Raw genomic sequence first — 17,426 nt, 5'->3', positions numbered from 1 at the left:
GCCCCAGCGCCCTGCCTACGTCTTCGCGCTTTCCCGGTCCTGTCCCGGCTCCGGCTGCTTCGGCCACACCAGCGAGGCGACGATGGCCGCCACCAGCACGCCGGCAATCACGCCCAGGGAGATTCCGATGGGGACGTGGATGTCGAAGAAGGTGATGAGCATCTTCACGCCCACGAAGCCCAGAATCGCGCTCAGGCCCACCTTCAGGAAGTGGAACTTCTCCATCAGGCTGGCCACGACGAAGAACAGCGAGCGCAGGCCCAGGATGGCGCACACGTTGGACGTGTAGATGATGAAGGCGTCCTGGCTGATGCCCAGCACCGCGGGGATGGAGTCCAGCGCGAAGAGCAGGTCCGTGGCTTCCACCACCAGCAGCACGATGAACAGCGGCGTGAACTTGCTGCGGCCGTCCTCCTGCACCATGAAGCGGCTGCCTTCACCCAGTCGGGCCACCGGCAGCACCCGGCGCGCGAACTTCACGATGCCCTTCTGCTCCGGGTCCATCTCCTCGTCCTTGGACACCAGCATCTTCACCGCGGTGAAGACGAGGAACGCGCCGAACAGGTAGATGAGCCAGTGGAACTGCTTCACCAGCGCCGTGCCGGCGATGATGAGGCCAGCGCGCATGACGAACGCGCCCAGGATGCCCCAGAAGAGCACCCGGTGCTGGTGCTCGGGCGCCACCCGGAAGTAGCTGAACACCATCAGGAAGACGAAGAGGTTGTCGACGGAGAGCGCGTACTCCACCACGTACGCCGTCAACCACTGGAGCCCCACGGTGGGCCCCTGGTAGTGCCAGATGCCCGCGCAGAAAATCAGGCTGAGGGTAATCCACACCAGCGTCCAGAGGCCCGCCTCCTTCGGCGTCACCGCATGGTCCTTGCGATGGAACAGCCCGAGGTCCAGCGCGAGCATCGCGAGGACGAAGACGTTGAAACCCACCCAGAGCGCGACTTGCGTGTTCACGTAGCAATCCTGTTGCAGGGTATGACGGGGCGCACCCTACCGGCGGGCTGACTGGGCGTCGACCCCTCGCGTGAAACCCGCTGGACCTCCTGCTTTCGTCCAGCGGGCCCCTTCCGGCCCCGCGGGGGCTACTCCGTCGCCGGGCGGCGCAGCACCGCCAGGGAGCGGCCCACCACCTGCACGGTGCCCCCCGCCGGCGTATGCGTGCGAGGCGACTCCCCCGCCAACGCCGTGTCCACCACCAACTCCCAGTCCGCGCCCCATTCGACAGCGGGCAGCCTGAAGGTGATGGGCTCGTGGTGGGCATTCATCAGCACCAGGATGGTGTCCCCCACAATCCGGTTCCCTTCATCGTCCGGCGCGGTGATGGCGTCACCGCCCAGCAGGAATCCCAGGGAGCGCACGTAGGGCTTCTCCCAGTCGTCCTTGCGCATCTCCTGGCCGTCGGGCCGGAACCACGCCAGGTCCTTCAGCTCGCTGTCCCACATATGGGCGCCGCGGAAGAAGCGCCGCTTGTGCAGCACCGGCTGCTCACGCCGCAACTTGGTCAGGGCGCAGGTGAAGTCCAGCAGCGCGCGCTGCGTGTCGTTCAGCTCCCAGTCCACCCACGACAGCTCGTTGTCCTGGCAGTAGGCGTTGTTGTTGCCCTTCTGCGTGCGGCCCATCTCGTCGCCGGCCACCAGCATGGGCACGCCCTGGGACAGGAAGAGCGTGGCCAGGAAGTTGCGCTTCTGCTGTTCGCGCAGGGCGTTGATGTCGGCGTCGGTCGTCTCGCCCTCCACCCCGCAGTTCCAGGAGTGGTTGTCGTTGGCGCCGTCGCGGTTCTCCTCACCGTTCGCCTCGTTGTGCTTGTCGTTGTACGTGACGAGGTCGTGCAGCGTGAAGCCGTCGTGCGCGGTGACGAAGTTCACGCTCGCGGCGGGCTTGCGGCCGGACAGTGAGAACAGGTCCGAGCTGCCGGTGAGGCGGTAGCCAATCTCCGCCGCCTGCCGGTCATCGCCCTTCCAGTAGCGGCGGATGGTGTCGCGGTACTTGCCGTTCCACTCGCTCCACAGCACCGGGAAGTTGCCCACCTGGTAGCCGAAGTCGCCCACATCCCAGGGCTCGCTGATGAGCTTCACCCGGCTGAGCACCGGGTCCTGGTGGATGATTTGGAAGAAGGCGGCGCGGGTGTCGTAGCCGTGCCTGTCTCTTCCCAGCGTGGTGGCCAGGTCGAAGCGGAACCCGTCCACGTGCATCTCCTCCACCCAATAGCGCAGGGAGTCGGCGACGAGCTTCAGCGCGTACGGGTGCGTGGCGTTCCACGAGTTCCCACACCCGGTGACGTCCAGGTAGTAGCGCGGGTCCTTCTCCGTGAGCCGGTAGTACGCCGCGTTGTCCACGCCCTTGAAGGACAGCGTGGGGCCCAACTGGTTGCCTTCGCAGGTGTGGTTGTAGACGACGTCGAGCAGCACCTCGATGCCAGCGCGGTGCAACTGCTTCACCATGCGCTTGAACTCGTCCACCTGCCCGCCCAGCGAACCCGAGCCGCTGTAGCGCGCGTCCGGCGCGAAGAACCCCAGCGTGTTGTAGCCCCAGTAATTGACCTTCTCACGCTGGATGAGGAAGGGCTCGTCGACGATGTGCTGGATGGGCAGCAGCTCCACCGCGGTGACGCCCACCTTCTTCAGGTGCTCGATGCTGGCCGGGTGCGCCAGCCCCGCGTAGGTGCCCCGCAGCGCCTCCGGGACGCGCGGGTGCAGCTTGGTGAAGCCCTTCACGTGGACTTCATAGATGAGCGTGTCGTGCCACGGCACGCCAGGCGGGGTATCTCCCTCCCAGTCGAAGGTGTCCGCGCCCATCACCACGCCCTTGGGCACGGCGGCCGCGTCATCGCGCGTGTCGAACGCGAGGTCGTCCTCCTTGGTGCCCGGCGTATAGGCGTAGATGGGGGCTTGGTAGTCCACCTGACCGTGGATGGCCCGGGCATACGGGTCCACCAGCAGCTTGTGGGGGTTGAAGCGCAGCCCCTTCTTCGGCTCGTAGGGCCCGTGCACGCGCAATCCGTAGAGAGCGCCCGCGGCCAGGCCCGGCACGTAGCCGTGCCACACCTGGTGCGTCGTCTCCAGCAAGGGAAAGCGGCGCGTCTCCTTCGCGGGGTCCTCCGGGTCGAAGAGACAGACCTCGACCTTCTTCGCGTGCTCGCTGAAAACGGCGAAGTTGACACCGTGCCCATCGAACGTGGCGCCCAGGGGATACGGCTTCCCTGGAAGCACCTCGGCCCTCCTCATCCGGCGCTCCTCTCCAGCAGAATCACCGGAAACTCCGCCAGGAGCGGCCCCAGGGGCAACACCGCACCACCCGGTCCACGCTCGGGCCGCACCTGACGGCCGGTGAACACATTGCGGAACATCATGCCCGCATATGCCTCCGGAAGGTCCAGGAACGTGCTGCCGTAAGCGCCCGCCAGCCCTTCGGGGGACTGCAGGGCGGACAGGGTGTAACGCGGCGCGCAGGCCACCAACACCGTGTCGCCGTGCTCGCGGGCGAAGGCCACCGCCGCTTTCGCCCGGGCGCCGGTCAGCTCGAGCGCCCGGTAGCCGCCCTTCCGGAAGAGGGCCGCCTGCCGCTGGCGCAGTCGCAGGGACTCCGTCAGGACGTAGAGCTTCACCTGGCCGTCATCGAGGTTCGCCGCCAGCCGTGCGCTCAGCGCGGCCCGGTCCTTCTCCGCCTCGGCGTCCAGCGTCTCCAGCAACCGCGCGCGCAGCGCGAAGTCCACCGGCCGCCGGTTGTCCGGATCCACCAGCGACAAGTCCCACAGCTCGCAGCCCTGGTAGGTGTCCACCACGCCGGGCGAGGCCATCTTCAGCACGAGCTGCCCCAGCGCGTTGTACTGACCCGCGCGCTCGATGGAGCGCTTGAAGTCCCGCACGTCCACCAGGAAGGAGCCCGTCACCTTCGAGTCGAAGCAGGCGTCCACGTAGCGCGCCACCGCGTCGTCATAGGCGCTGTCGGGGTTGGTCCACGAGGTGCGGACCTTGGCCTCCTTGATGGCCTTGCCCATGTACTCGCGCACCCGGCGCTGGAAGTCCGCCAGCTCCTCCGCGGAGTGGGCGTCGCCCATGGGCCACGCCCCCACCACCGTCTGGAAGAAGAGGTACATGTCATTGGCCGTGGGCGCCGGACCGGACGGCAGCTGGGACACCGCCTTCTCCGTCTGGCGGGCCCACTTCTTCACCCGCTTGCGCCACTCCTCCGGCACCTCCGTCAGCACGTTGATGCGCGCGCGCACGTCCTCGCTGCGCTTGGTGTCATGGGTGCTGGAGGTGAGCTGGCTGGACGGCCACCGCTCCGCGCGCTCCTGGTTGCGCAGGTGGAAGGTGTTGGCGTGGACGCCGAAGCGCTCCGGCTCGCCGCCCACCTCGTTGAGGCTCACCAGCCGGTTGTAGATGTAGAAGACGGTGTCCTCCAGGCCCTTGGCCATGACAGGTCCCGTCACCTGTTGCAGCTTCATGGCGAAGCGCAGCATCTCCGCCCGCTCGCGCGCATCCGAGTGCTCCGGGTAGCGGCGCAGGAGGATGTCGCGCAGGAAGTCGAAGATGGACGCGTTGGTGGTGGCGTTGCGCTCCTTGGCGCGCTGGATGGTCCACTCGATGTACTGCACGTCGCGCCCGTCCAGCTCCGGGCGCCAGCCGTCCACGTAGGTGCGGTAGACGGGGAACAGGGCGATGAACTCCACCAGCGCCCGCCGCAGCGAGTTGAGCGTGAAGTCGCGCGTGCGCCGGTTCATCTCCGAGATGCCGTTGAGCGCGTGCGCCAGCACGTTGATTTCGCTGGCCATGGACACGCGCATGATGAGCAGCTTCTTCTGGTAGACGAGCTCGGCGAAGTCCGCCTGCCCTCCCACGAAGCGCTCGTACGTCTCCGTCAGCGCCTTCTCCGCGTCCGGCTGGACGAACACGCCGCTCACCGCGTTGGCGTAGCGGTAGCCCGTGGTGCCGTGCACGGCCCAGGATTCGGGCATGCGCTCGCGGCCGCCCTGAATCTTCTCCACCACCACGTACAGCGCCTTGCGCAGCCGACTGTCCGGCTGCTGCGTCACCTCTGCGCGCCAGCGCTCGCGCAGCGTGGACTCCACCGCCGGCCAGCGCGTGTCATCCTCCGCATGCGTCTGGAGAAATAGCGCGTGGGCCCGCTCCACGAAGTACGCCTCCTGCAGGTCCAGGAAGTAGGCGGTCGGGTCGAAGAGGCCGTCCGGGTGGTCGATGCGCAGCCCCGTGACGAGCCCCTCGCGCAGCCAGCGGAAGATGAGCGCGTGCGCCTCCTGGAAGACGTCCGGGTCCTCCTCGCGCAGCGCGGCCAGGCCGTTGATGTCGAAGAAGCGCCGGTAATTGATTTCCTCGCCCGCCACCCGCCAGTGCGCCAGCCGGTAGCTGCACGCCGCCAGCACCGAGTCCAGCAGGTCATAGGAGCGCGGGTTGCCCGGCTCGCCATTGAAGACGCGGACGTTGTCCTCGATGTAGGCCAGCATCTCCGGGAACTCCGCCGTCACCGCGGCGAGCCGGCGCTTGATGACCTCCTTCTCCCGGTGGCGCTCCACCACCTTCGGCCGCTCCACCTCCGTGCGCGAGGGCAGGTAGTCGATGGCGGTGAGGATGGACAGGAACTCCAGCATGCCCGGATGCTCCACCCCCAGCCGCGACTCCAGCCGCTCCAGGCCATGGCGGAGGATGCGGGAGTACTGACGCGGCGCCACCGGCAGCAGGTGGTCGTAGTAATGGAGGAAGAAGGCGCCGTCGCGGAAGGACAGCTTCAGCTCGCCTCGCTCCAGGACGATGCCGTACTGGTCCCCCAGAATCGGCAGCAACACCCTGTCCCGCAGCTCCTCCTTCACCGGCGACCAGTCGATGTCGAAGAACTTCGCGTAGACGGAGGACGGGCCGTTCTCCAGCACGTCGAACCACAGACGGTTGTCCCGCTCGATGCCCATGTGGTTGGGCACCACGTCCAGCACCTGCCCCATGCCCTGCTCGCGCAGGGCCGCGCAGAGCGCCGCGTGCGATTCGGGCGTCCCGACTTCGGGATTCAACTGTTGGTGGTCCACGCAGTCGTAGCCGTGCGTGCTTCCGGGGGTGGCCTTCAGATAGGGCGAGGCATAGAGGTCACTCACCCCCAGGCGGGCCAGGTACGGCACCACCTGCCGCGCGTCCTCGAAGGTGAAGCCCTGGTGGAACTGCACCCGGTACGTGGACAGGGGCGTGTGCGGACGCGCATCCAGCTCCGCCTGGACGCGTGCGTAGAGCCCTTCGGCCAGGGCCTCCGCCGTCATCGTGGCGCCACCCGCCCCATTCGAGGCGGACCCCTCTTCTTCCAAGGCGTCGAGCAACATGTGGCGCAGAGGTAGGCCGCCCGCCCGCCGACCGCCAGCACGCAGAAACGCGTCCGCCCTCTATCCAACGCTCCGCGCCGACACGCCAACCCCTGGAAATGCAAAGGGCCCGCCGCTTGTCGCGGCGAGCCCCGAGTACGGCCACCGGGAGGCCCCGGCCAATGCTCAGCTCAGCTGCTTGTTCACCAGCGCCGTCATCTCGAACATGGTGACGCTCTTCTTGCCACCAAAGATGGGCTTGAGCTTGTCGTCGGCGTTGATCTGCCGCTTGTTCTTCGCGTCCTGCAGGCCCTGCTTCTTGATGTAGGCCCAGAGCTTCTTGACAACCTCGGTGCGCGGCAGCGGCTTCGCGCCGACGATCTCAGCGAGCGCGGCAGACGGCGTCATCTCCTTCATGAACGACGCGTTCGGCGTGCGCTTCTTCGCAGCGGGAGCCTTCTTCGCGGCGGGAGCCTTCTTCGCAGCAGCTTTCTTGGCGGCCATTCGTCTTGAGTCTCCTCCCCTCCGAAGGGGACGTTGTACGGCTTTGCTTATGTGAAGCGAGAGCCGTTGCGGCGTAGAAGTAGCACGCCCAAGCCCGAAAAACAGCCCTCTCCTGCGTTTTTCCCTCTGAGCGCTCCTCTACGAACGCGGCTGGAGCCCGAGAATCAGCCTCCGGAGCGCTCGGCACCCTCGCGCGCCTTCTCTTCGGAACGCGTCCGGAGCCCGAAAATCAGCCTCCGGAACGCTATCTTCCCTCGGGGAACCCCTTATCGGCGTGGATCACTCCCGGAAGCGGGCGCCGGATTCTCCTTGCGGTCGTGGTGTGTTTTTTTGGATGAAACCCCAACATGAGAGCCCTCATCACCGGTGCAGGCGGCTTCCTGGGAATGTGGTTGGCCAAGGCCCTGGCCGCGCGGGGAGACAGCGTCACATGCCTGTTGCGCCCGGGAGGAGATACCTCGGGGCTCGCGGGGTTGACCTACACGCGGGTGGAGGGCGACGTGACGGTGCCCTCCACGCTCTCAGCCGCGGTGGCGGGCCAGGACGTCGTCTTCCACCTGGCGGGCGCTCGCCGCGGCGCGACACGCGACGACTTCATGCGCGTCAACGCGGAGGGCACCCGCCACCTGTGCGAGGCCATGGTGGCCGCGGGCCACCGCCCCCGGCTGGTGCTCACGGGCTCGCTGGCCGCCTGCGGTCCGTCCACGCCCACCCGGCCGCACGTGGAGGAAGACGCCTTCCATCCCCACGAATGGTATGGAGAGAGCAAGGCGGAGGCGGAGCGCATCGCCTTCTCCTATGGAGACCGGCTGCCCGTCACGGTGTCCCGGCCGCCGCGCATCCTGGGGCCCGGGGACCGGGAGAACCTTCCCTTCTTCAAGATGGCTCAGCGCGGCATCCGGCTGGAGCTGTCCGGCGGCCCTCGCCCGTTGACCATGGTGGATGTGGAGGACGTGGTGGACATCCTCTTGTTGCAGGCCACCCACCCGGCGGCCATTGGTGAGGCCTTCTTCTGCGCGGGCCCCGGAGAGCCCCTGTCCTTGGAGAAGGTGCAGGACCTGGGCGCACAGGCCCTGGGACTGACGCCCCGCACCGTGCGCGTGTCCCCCGCCCTGCTGCGGGCCATGGCCACGGCGGCGGACGGCGTGTCCCAGTTGACGGGCCGCAAGCTGCCCCTGAGCCGGAAGATGGCGAAGCAGTTGTTGGCGCCTGCCTGGACGTGCTCCGGGGCCAAGGCCGAGCGGCTGCTCGGCTTTCACCCCCAGCGCGACCTGGCGGACTCCATCCGTCGCAGCGTGCAGTGGTACCGGGAGCAGGGCTGGCTGTAGCCCCTTCTCCCCCCGAGCCGCCGGGAGGCACGCCAAACTCCCGGCATCATTGACCTCCCCCCCCTCGAAGTGTCAGGAAGCCCGCAGCCCCATGTCCTCGAAAGCTGCCTTCTTCGATGTCGACGGGACGCTCGTGAAGACGAACGTCGTCCACGTCTACGCGTACTACGCGATGAACCGCGGCTCCGTCCTGGGCATCGCGGGGCGGACCCTGAGCACCGCCCTCAGCGTGCCGCTCTTCGGTGTCATGGACGCGGTGGACCGCAAGACGTTCAACGAGTTCTTCTACCGCTACTACGCGGGCCTGAGCGAAGACCGCTTGGTCACCATCGCCGAGGACATGTTCGAGGACGTGCTGCAGCCCGCCCTCTTCGAGCAGACGCAGGACCTCATCGACCAGGCCCGCCGCAGCGGCTGCAAGATTGTCCTCGTTACCGGCGCGCTGGACTTCACCATGCGCCCGCTGGCGCGCCACCTGGGCGCCGACGACATGATCGCCAACAAGATGCAGTTCGTGGGCGGCAAGGCGACCGGCAAGGTGATTCCGCCCATCATCGAAGGCGCGAACAAGGCGAACGCCATCCGCGCCTACTGCACCAAGGAAGGCCTGTCGCTGGACAAGTGCCACGGCTACTCCGACAGCGCCTCTGACTACGCGATGCTCGCGGTGGTGGGCCGTCCCACCGCGGTGAACCCGGACCTGCGGCTGCGCTCCATCGCGCGCGCCTACAACTGGCCCATCCTCGACCTCAAGTAAGAGCCCCCACGCCATGCGCCCGTTCAAGACGCTCCAGAAGCTGTACGACGAGGAAAGCCAGGTCGTCATCACCGAGAAGGGCAGCCCCCCGCGCGTGCTGTTCCACGGTGAGAACTTCCTGCAGGAAGACCTTCCGGTCGGCACGCGCGTCATCTTCCCGCGCCCGCCCCTGGCCGGCGTGCCCAACGTCAAGGCCGCCATCCGCTACGCCATCAACAACCCGGAGGGCATGGAGCCGCTGCACGCGCTCCTCAAGCCGGGCATGCGCCTGACGTGCGTCATCGACGACATCAGCGTGCCGCTGCCGCCCATGGTCACGCCGGACGTGCGGCAGACCATCCTGGAAATCGTCCTGGAGCTGGCCGCCGACAGCGGCGTGGACGACGTGCACCTCATCATCGCCAACGCCCTGCACCGCCGGATGACGGAAGGCGAGATGAAGCGCATGGTGGGCGAGAAGATCTTCGACGCCTACTACCCGGACCGCTACTACAACCACGACGCCGAGGACCCGGACGGGATGGTCGCGCTGGAGCGCACGTCCCACGGTGAAGAGGTGTCGGTGAACCGCCGCGTGGCGGAGAGCGACCTCATCGTCTACGTGAATGTGAACTTCGTGCCCATGAACGGCGGGCACAAGTCCATGGGCACCGGCGTGTCCAACTACGCGTCGCTGCGCCACCACCACAACCCGAAGACCATCCGCGCCTCCGACAGCTACATGGAGCCGAAGACGAGCGCGCTCTACAAGAGCAACGAGCGCATCGGGCGCAACATCGACAAGCACCTGAAGGTCTTCCACATCGAAACGGCGCTGAACAACCGCATGTTCGGCGGCCCCACCGACTTCCTGGCGAAGAAGGAAGAGGACTACACGGAGGCGGACCGGCTGAAGTTCCAGGCCATGCGCTTCGCGCTGTCCAAGCTGCCGCGCGCGGCGGCGCGCAAGGTGCTCAACTCCGTCCCCGCGCCCTATGACGTCACGGGCGTCTACGCCGGCGCCACGGAGCCCACGCACGCGAAGACGCTGGAGACGAGCTACAAGCAGTACGTGGTGCCGGTGGAGGGGCAGAGCGACATCGTCATCTTCCCCATCCCGTTCATCTCCCCGTACAGCGTCAACTCCATCCTCAACCCGCTGCTGGTGCAGGTGATGGGGCTGGGCTACTTCTACAACCTGAACCGCGGCGTGCCGCTGGTGAAGAAGGGCGGCGTGCTCATCCTCCTGCACCCGGCCTACGACGAGTTCGACCCGGAGCACCACCCCAGCTACATCGAGTTCTTCCACCGGCTGCTGCCGGAGACGCGCGACTCCATGAAGCTGGAGCACAAGTACGAGCGCGAGTTCGCGGAGAACCCCAGCTACGTGCACCTGTACCGCAAGGGCAACGCCTACCACGGCGTGCACCCCTTCTACATGTGGTACTGGGGCGAGAATGGCCGCCAGCACGTAGGCAAGGTCATTGTCGCGGGCGCGGAGAACAACCACGTCCCCGCCCTGATGGGCTGGGACCGCACTGACACGCTCACCGAGGCCATTGAAGAGGCCCGCGGGTTCATGGGCCGCTCGGCCACCATCAGCCTGCTGCGCATCGCGCCCACGGTGATGGTGGATGTGAAGTGAGGACGCCCATGGCCGCCCTTCCCGAGCTGAACGTCACCCAGACCTTCACCGGCAAGCGCCTGCTCTTCGCGGGCGCCACCGGCTTCGTGGGCAAGGTGACGCTGTCCATGCTCCTGACCCGATACGGGCAGGACCTGGACAAGGTGTACGTGCTGGTCCGCAAGGGCAGCGCCGCGTCCGCCGAGCGCCGCTTCTTCGACAAGGTCGCCACCAGTGAGCCCTTCCAGCCGCTGCGAGACAGCCTGGGGGATGAAGGCGCGCTGGCCTTCATCCGCCAGAAGGTGGAGGTGCTGGACGGCGACATCACCGACCCGTGGATGGGCCTGGAAGAGCCCCAGGTGGAGGCGCTCACCGGCAAGGTGCACGCGTTCATCAACTGCGCCGGTCTGGTGTCCTTCAACCCGTCGCTGGAGGTGGGCCTCAACGTCAACACCCACGGCCTGAAGTTCGCCGCGGCGTTGGCGGTGCGCTGGTCCGTCCCGCTGATTCACATGTCCACGGCCTTCGTGGCCGGCAACCGCAGCGGGCTTGTCTTCGAGGACGAGGAGGTTCGCGGCTACTTCCCCAAGCGGGAGGAGATGGACGGCCGCGACTTCAGCCTGGAGCAGGAGCTGCAGGACGCGGCGCGCATCGTCGCGCGGCTGCGCGAGCAGGCCGAGGACCGGGCCCTCACGTCCACCTTCCGCAAGAAGGCGTTGGACCGGCTGGAGGAAGAAGGCCGCGACCCCAACGACGAGAAGACGCTGCGGCTGGCGGTGGGCCGTGAGCGCAAGCTGTGGCTCAGCGGCGAGCTGGTGCGCGCCGGCATGGAGCGCGCCGCCCACTGGGGCTGGCCCAACACGTACACGTACACCAAGTCCCTGGGCGAGCAGGTGCTCGCGGCCACGCCGGGCTTGCGCTACTCCATCGTCCGGCCCTCCATCGTGGAGAGCGCGCGGCACTTCCCCTTCCCCGGCTGGAACGAGGGCTTCACCACCTCCGCGCCCCTGGCCTTCGCGGGCATCAAGGGCCCCGGCGGCATCCCCGCGGGCGAGAACACCATCCTGGACATCATCCCGGTGGACCAGGTGGCGGGCGCCACCATCGGCATCACCGCGCATGCCATGGACGTGGAGGAGCGGCGCACCTACCAGCTCGCCTCCGGCGATGTGAATCCCTTCTACGCCGGCCGCTCCGTGGAGCTGGTGGGCCTGTACCGGCGGCGCTACTACCGCAACCGCGAGTCCGGCAACGCGCTGATGAACAAGCTGCGCTCGCGCGTCGAGCCGCAGCCGGTCAGCAAGAAGGAGTTCGAGCTGTTCAGCGCGCCCATGCTGTCGCGCGGCGCGCGCTTCCTGAAGAAGGCCATCGACGAGGTGCGTCCCGCGTGGGGCGCTCCGGCCGTCCAGGCCATGCTGGACAAGGCGAAGGTGTCGCTGGACGAGGTGGACGACAACGCCCAGGGCATCATCGCCCTGACGGAGCTGTTCCTCCCCTTCCTCTACGAGAACCGCTACGTCTTCCGCTGCGACAACACCCGCTCCGTGTATGCGCGCATGGCGCACGCGGACCGGTTGAAGGTGCCCTGGGACCCGGAGCACATCGACTGGCGCGACTACTTCCTGGGGACACACCTCCCCGGCCTGGAGAAGTGGGTGTTCCCGGGCATGGAGTCGGAGCGCGAGAAGCGCACCGTCATCCCCGCGCACCGCGACCTGCTGGAGCTGATGGAAGCCACGGTGCACGCGTACCGGCACCGCGTGGCCTTCCGCATGGTGGCGGGCGAGAAGGAGGAGCGCTTCACCTACGGCGAGGTGCACCGCTATGCCGCGCGCGTGGGCAGCTTCCTGCTGGCCGCGGGCATCAAGCACGGTGACCGCGTGCTGCTGGTGTCGGAGAACCGGCCGGAGTGGGGCATCAGCTACTTCGGCATCCTGCGCGCGGGCGCCACCGTCGTTCCGGTGGACCCGGGCTTGAGCGAAGCGGAGCTCGTCAACATCGCCCGCCGGGCGGACGCGCGCGCGTGCCTCGTCTCCGAGGACGCGGCCCGGGACTTCCCCGGCCTCTTCGCCGCGCTGGGTGACGGCGTCACCGTGGCCAGCCTCGCGGAGGCGATGACGGGCGACCCGGCGCACCCGGACCGCATCGGGCCGGTGCGCAGGTCCGCCGCGGCGGATGACCTGGCCAGCATCATCTTCACCTCCGGCACCACGGGCACGCCCAAGGGCGTCATGCTCACCCACCGGAACTTCGCCGCGCTGGTGGCGAAGCTGGCGGGGACCTTCGACATCGGCGTGGGCGACGGCGTGCTGTCCGTCCTGCCGCTGCACCACACCTTCGAGTTCGCCGCCGGCTTCCTCACCCCGTTCTGGCGCGGGGCGGAAATCACCTACATCGACGAGCTGACGTCGGACCGGCTGGGCGAGGTGTTCGAGACGGGCCGCATCACCGCCATGGTGGGCGTGCCGGCGCTGTGGCAGCTCTTGCACCGCAAGATTACGCAGGAGTTCGCCAGCCGCCCGCCGTTCATCGAACAGGCGCTCAAGGCGCTGATGGCCACCCACGGCGAGCTGCGCAACCGCAACAACATCAACCTGGGCAAGCTGCTGTTCTGGCCGGTGCACCGCAAGTTCGGCGGGCGCATCAAGGTCATCGTGTCGGGTGGCTCGGCGCTGCCGGACGACGTGCACAAGGCCTTCCACGAGCTGGGCTTCAACATCACGGAGGGCTACGGCCTGACGGAGGCCGCGCCAGTGCTGGCGGTGACGAAGCCCGGCAACAAGCGCCAGCCCGGTACGGTGGGCCGCGCGCTGCCCGGCATCGAGCTGCGCATCCTCAATCCGGACAATGACGGGTTGGGTGAAGTGCTGGCCAAGGGCCCCAACGTCATGCCCGGCTACTTCGGCGACCGCGAGGCCACCGAGGCGGTGCTCAAGGACGGCTGGCTCCACACGGGCGACTTGGGACGTCTGGACGCGGAGGGCCACCTGTACCTGGTGGGCCGCGCGAAGGACGTCATCATCGACCACAACGGGAAGAACATCTACCCGGACGAGCTGGAGGAGCTGTACCAGGACCACACGCACATCAAGGAGCTGTCCATCGTCGGCCTGCCCGACGACGCGGGCGGTGAGAAGGTGGCGTGCCTGTGCGTGCCCGACTACGCGGACCGCCCACGCGAGGAAGTGCGCCGCGAGTTGGAGGAGCACTTCCGCAAGGTGAGCGCGGGCATGCCCTTCTACCGGCGCGTGAAGGTGCTGCGCCTGTGGGACGGCGAGCTGCCCCGCACCGCCAAGCGCAGCGTGAAGCGCAAGCAGGTGGTGGAGGAGCTCAAGCGCCAGGAGCGCATGGCGGCCAGCGCCAGCAAGGCGCGCGAGAAGGCGGCCAACCCCACCACGGGTGGCATCGCGGACTGGCTCTTCCCGCTCATCGCGGACGTCAGCCACCGGCCGGTGTCCGACGTGCGTCCGGACGCGCTGCTCAGCGGGGACCTCGGCTTCGACTCGCTGATGCTCACCGAGCTGTCCTCCGCGCTGGAGGCCGCCGGCGTGCCGCTGCCCGCGGTGGAGGACCTGACGCAGGTGCAGACGGTGGAGGACCTGCGCAAGGTGGTGGCGTCCTCCGGCAAGCGCCCCGCGGTGGAGACGCGCGCGAAGGAAATCTCCAAGGAGAACGAGCGCGCGGAAGAGGTGGAGATTCCGGTGCCCGACGTGGTGGCGGACGTGGGCCGTCAGCTCCTGTCCTTCGGGCAGAAGGTGCTCTACGGCGGCGTGTTCGACGTGAAGGTGACGGGTAAGTCCTTCATCCCGCAGAACCGCAACTTCCTCGTCATCGCCAACCACTCCAGCCACCTGGACGCGGGCCTGGTCCGCGTGGCGCTGGGTGACCAGGGCGAGCGGCTGGTGTCCCTGGCGGCGCGTGACTACTTCTTCAACACGCCGCTCAAGCGCGCCTGGTTCGAGAACTTCACCAACCTGGTCCCCATTGAACGGCAGGGCTCGCTGCGCGAGTCGCTGCGGATGGCGGGCGAGGCGCTGCGTCAGGGCTTCAACGTCCTCATCTTCCCGGAGGGCACGCGCTCCACCACCGGTGAGCTGATGGAGTTCAAGTCCACGCTGGGCTACCTGGCGCTCACCTTCAACATGGACGTGCTGCCGCTGTACATCGGCGGCGCCTTCGACGCGCTGCCCAAGGGCAGCGTGCTGCCCAAGACGAAGACGCCCCTGCGGGTGAACATCGGGCCGGCGCTGGGCCACGCGGACCTACGCACGCGGGTGCAGGGCATGGCGCGCTCGGAGGGCTACCGTTACGTCACCCGCATCGCCGAGGACTCGATGCGGGCGCTGCGCGACGGCCGGGTGCTGAGCCTGGAGCGCGTGGACCTGCCTCCGGCCGGGGCCAGTCCCCGCGCGTCCACGTCCACGGAAGGGAAGGACTCGTGAAGCTGCTGGTGACGGGAGGCACGGGCTTTCTGGGCACGCACCTGGTGCCCAGGCTGGTGGCGGCGGGCCACGAGGTGCGGCTCATCGGCCGCTCGCAACCTTCGGGCGCCCCCTACGCGGGCACGGAGTACGTCCCCGGTGACTTGAAGAACCGGGACGCGGTGCGCCGCGCGCTGGAGGGCGTGGACGCCGTCTACCACCTGGCGGGGCTCGTCTCCTTCCAGCCGAAGGACGCGCGGAAGATGTTCGAGCTGCACGTGGACAGCACGCGCGAGCTGCTGGGGGACGTGCGCGAGGCCGGCGTGAAGCGCGTGGTGCTGGCCTCCACCTCCGGCACCATCGCGGTGTCGAAGGAGGCGCACGTCCGCGACGAGAGCGCCGACTACCCGATTACGGTGGTGGGCCAGTGGCCCTACTACCTGTCGAAAATCTACGAGGAGAAGCTGGCGCTCGCGTACTGCCGCAAGCACGAGATTCCCCTGGTGGTGCTCAACCCCAGCCTGCTGATGGGGCCCGGGGATGACCGGCTGTCCTCCACATGGACGGTGGTGAAGTTCCTCAACCGCGAGATTCCGGCCATGCCGGGCGGCGGCATCTCCTTCGTGGACGCGCGCGACGCGGCGGACGCCTTCGTCCAGGCGCTCACCCGGGGCGAGGTGTACGGCCGTCACCTCATGGGGGTGAATCTGTCCATGAAGGACTTCTTCCAGCGGCTGGAGCGCCTGTCCGGCGTGCCCGCGCCGAAGCTGAAGCTCCCCTCCAAGGTCAACGTGCTCGGCGGGAAGCTGCTGGAGCGCTGGGCCAAGGTGCGCGGCACCACGCCGACGCTGGACCCGCAGGAAATCGACATCGGCGAGCACTGGTTCTGGCTGGACGCATCCAAGGCGGAGGCCGAGCTCGGCTTCCGCGCGCGCGACATCCAGGAGACGCTCTCCGAGACGGTGCAGCACATCTACGGGAAGATGCCGCCGCAGAGCCTGCCGGGCACCAAGGGCCGGCTGGCGGAGCTGCGCGAGAACACCTGAGCGAAGCTCACGGCGGGAGCTTCCGGGCACCGGACTCCCGCCCCTGGCCTGGCCGCGGGGAGCGCACCGCAGCCCGGCGTCGCGCCGCTACCGGAGCCGCCCGGGCGACGCCGCCCGGCCGCACCGCGCCAGGTGCGTCACCTCCCCCCTAGCGCTGCGACACACCCACCGTGCGCAGGGCGTTGTCCACGAGGCGCGCGGCCCAGGGCTCCGCGCGGTGGCTCCACACCCAGGCCGCGCCGAGGAAGGCGCAGCCCAGGAGCACGAGCACCAATCGCGCGAGGAAGGACGGACCCGCTTCGCTTGCGCTGGCGGCCACGGTCTAGCCCACCACGCGGTTACGGCCCGACTTCTTCGCCTTGTACAGGTTGGCGTCCGCCACCTTGATGAAGTGCGTGGGCTCCAGCATGTCCGACGTCTGCTCGGCCACGCCAATGGAGATGGTGACGGGGATTTCCTTGTCGTCGTAGACGAAGGACTTGCCCTCGATGAGCCGGCGAATCTTCTCCGCGAACAGGCGCGCCTTGTCCGGGCCGTCCTCCGGGAGGACGACGGCGAACTCCTCGCCGCCATAGCGGGCGAAGCACTGCTCGCGGCGCACCAGGCGCTTGATGGACTGGGCCAACTCCCGCAGCACGTAGTCCCCGGCGAGGTGGCCGTGGACGTCGTTGATCTGCTTGAAGTGGTCGATGTCGAACATCATCAGCGTGAGGGTGCGCTGATAGCGGGTCGACCGGCCCATCTCCTTCTCGAGGTACTCCAGGAAGTACCTCTTGTTGTTGATGCCGGTGAGGCCGTCCGCGATGGTCAGCGTGTAGATGGTCTCGTGGTACTGGGTCTCGATGTTGTCGCCATCGAGGAACTTGAAGATGGAGCCTCCGACCTTGACCAGGTCTCCGCTGCGCAGCGGAGAGGCCTGAAGCACTTCCTGGTCATTGAGGAAGGTACCGTTGGTGGAGCCCAGGTCTTCAACGAGCATCTTCCCCCCACGCCCCAGAATCCGGGCGTGGCGGCGGGACACGTTGTCCAGGTCCACGACGATGTGGTTGTGCTGATCCCGCCCGATGGTGAGTTCGGCATCCTCGATGAGGTACTTCTTGCCGAGCTCGGGGCCATGAATCTGCACGAGACAACACTCCGTGCTGCGGTGGGCATGCACGTTGAGCGTTGAGATCTTGGTGACGCGGGTTTCGTCGCCGGCCATCGGAAACGAGGCTAGCACGATAGCCTCGGCAGACGCCATGCAACGCAGCGGGGGCCGGTTCTTCGGCCCTTTGCGGCGCTTCTCCCACATGCCACCCGGGAGCGGCCGCCGGGCGGGGCCCGGCAACCCGAGGCGTCGGGACGTCCAGCGCCGGTCAGGACACCTGAACAGGCGGTTCGGCATTCAACGATGGCTGGCAGGCGGGCACACGTGCCCTTGCCGGCCCTCCAGGGACGACTAACGTCCGGAA

11 protein-coding genes are annotated in these 17,426 nt (G+C 67.9%); 5 read left to right on the top strand and 6 right to left on the bottom strand.

Features of this window, described 5'->3' with window-relative positions:
- Window positions 1-15 precede the first annotated feature (15 nt).
- The 4 genes from FL344_RS12420 to FL344_RS12405 all read right to left on the bottom strand — a co-directional run bounded on the left by FL344_RS12420 (window position 16) and on the right by FL344_RS12405 (window position 6,817).
- Window positions 16-966, bottom strand: a complete 951-nt coding sequence (locus FL344_RS12420) for a TerC family protein (protein ID WP_090484325.1) — start codon at window positions 964-966, stop codon at window positions 16-18.
- A gap of 128 nt (window positions 967-1,094) precedes the next feature.
- Complete coding sequence (gene glgX / locus FL344_RS12415) at window positions 1,095-3,236, bottom strand: glycogen debranching protein GlgX (RefSeq protein WP_141618663.1); 2,142 nt, start codon at window positions 3,234-3,236, stop codon at window positions 1,095-1,097.
- Window positions 3,233-6,334, bottom strand: coding sequence for a malto-oligosyltrehalose synthase (treY, locus tag FL344_RS12410; RefSeq protein WP_141618662.1), 3,102 nt, complete (start codon window positions 6,332-6,334; stop codon window positions 3,233-3,235). The genes glgX and treY overlap by 4 nt, the downstream gene beginning before the upstream one ends.
- Before the next feature lie 165 nt (window positions 6,335-6,499).
- Entirely contained in the window at window positions 6,500-6,817 is a 318-nt protein-coding gene (locus FL344_RS12405; RefSeq protein ID WP_011551643.1) for an SWIB/MDM2 domain-containing protein, read from the bottom strand.
- Between the two features lie 347 nt (window positions 6,818-7,164).
- Between FL344_RS12405 and FL344_RS12400 the strand changes: the two genes are divergently transcribed.
- The 5 genes from FL344_RS12400 to FL344_RS12380 all read left to right on the top strand — a co-directional run bounded on the left by FL344_RS12400 (window position 7,165) and on the right by FL344_RS12380 (window position 15,972).
- Entirely contained in the window at window positions 7,165-8,145 is a 981-nt protein-coding gene (locus tag FL344_RS12400) for an NAD(P)-dependent oxidoreductase (protein WP_141618661.1), read from the top strand.
- Window positions 8,146-8,236: 91 nt separating this feature from the next.
- Window positions 8,237-8,902: an HAD family phosphatase gene (locus FL344_RS12395; protein WP_011551641.1), complete on the top strand. Its 666-nt coding sequence runs from the start codon at window positions 8,237-8,239 to the stop codon at window positions 8,900-8,902.
- Window positions 8,903-8,915: 13 nt separating this feature from the next.
- Entirely contained in the window at window positions 8,916-10,526 is a 1,611-nt protein-coding gene (locus FL344_RS12390; RefSeq protein ID WP_011551640.1) for a lactate racemase domain-containing protein, read from the top strand.
- Between the two features lie 8 nt (window positions 10,527-10,534).
- On the top strand, window positions 10,535-14,947 hold the full coding sequence (locus FL344_RS12385; RefSeq protein WP_141618660.1) for an AMP-binding protein: 4,413 nt from the start codon (window positions 10,535-10,537) through the stop codon (window positions 14,945-14,947).
- Entirely contained in the window at window positions 14,944-15,972 is a 1,029-nt protein-coding gene (locus tag FL344_RS12380; protein WP_141618659.1) for an NAD-dependent epimerase/dehydratase family protein, read from the top strand. The genes FL344_RS12385 and FL344_RS12380 overlap by 4 nt, the downstream gene beginning before the upstream one ends.
- A 148-nt stretch (window positions 15,973-16,120) precedes the next feature.
- Here FL344_RS12380 and FL344_RS38490 read toward each other — a convergent pair whose 3' ends face one another.
- Together FL344_RS38490 and FL344_RS12375 are read right to left on the bottom strand one after the other, a co-directional pair.
- A complete protein-coding gene (locus tag FL344_RS38490; RefSeq protein WP_194858442.1) occupies window positions 16,121-16,291 on the bottom strand; it encodes a hypothetical protein in 171 nt (56 codons plus the stop codon).
- A gap of 3 nt (window positions 16,292-16,294) precedes the next feature.
- Entirely contained in the window at window positions 16,295-17,176 is an 882-nt protein-coding gene (locus tag FL344_RS12375) for a GGDEF domain-containing protein (protein WP_026113815.1), read from the bottom strand.
- Window positions 17,177-17,426: the final 250 nt, after the last annotated feature.

The sequence above is a fragment of the Myxococcus sp. AB036A genome (assembly GCF_006547355.1).
Lineage (GTDB): Bacteria > Myxococcota > Myxococcia > Myxococcales > Myxococcaceae > Myxococcus > Myxococcus virescens.
This window is presented reverse-complemented; position numbering and strand designations above follow the sequence as displayed.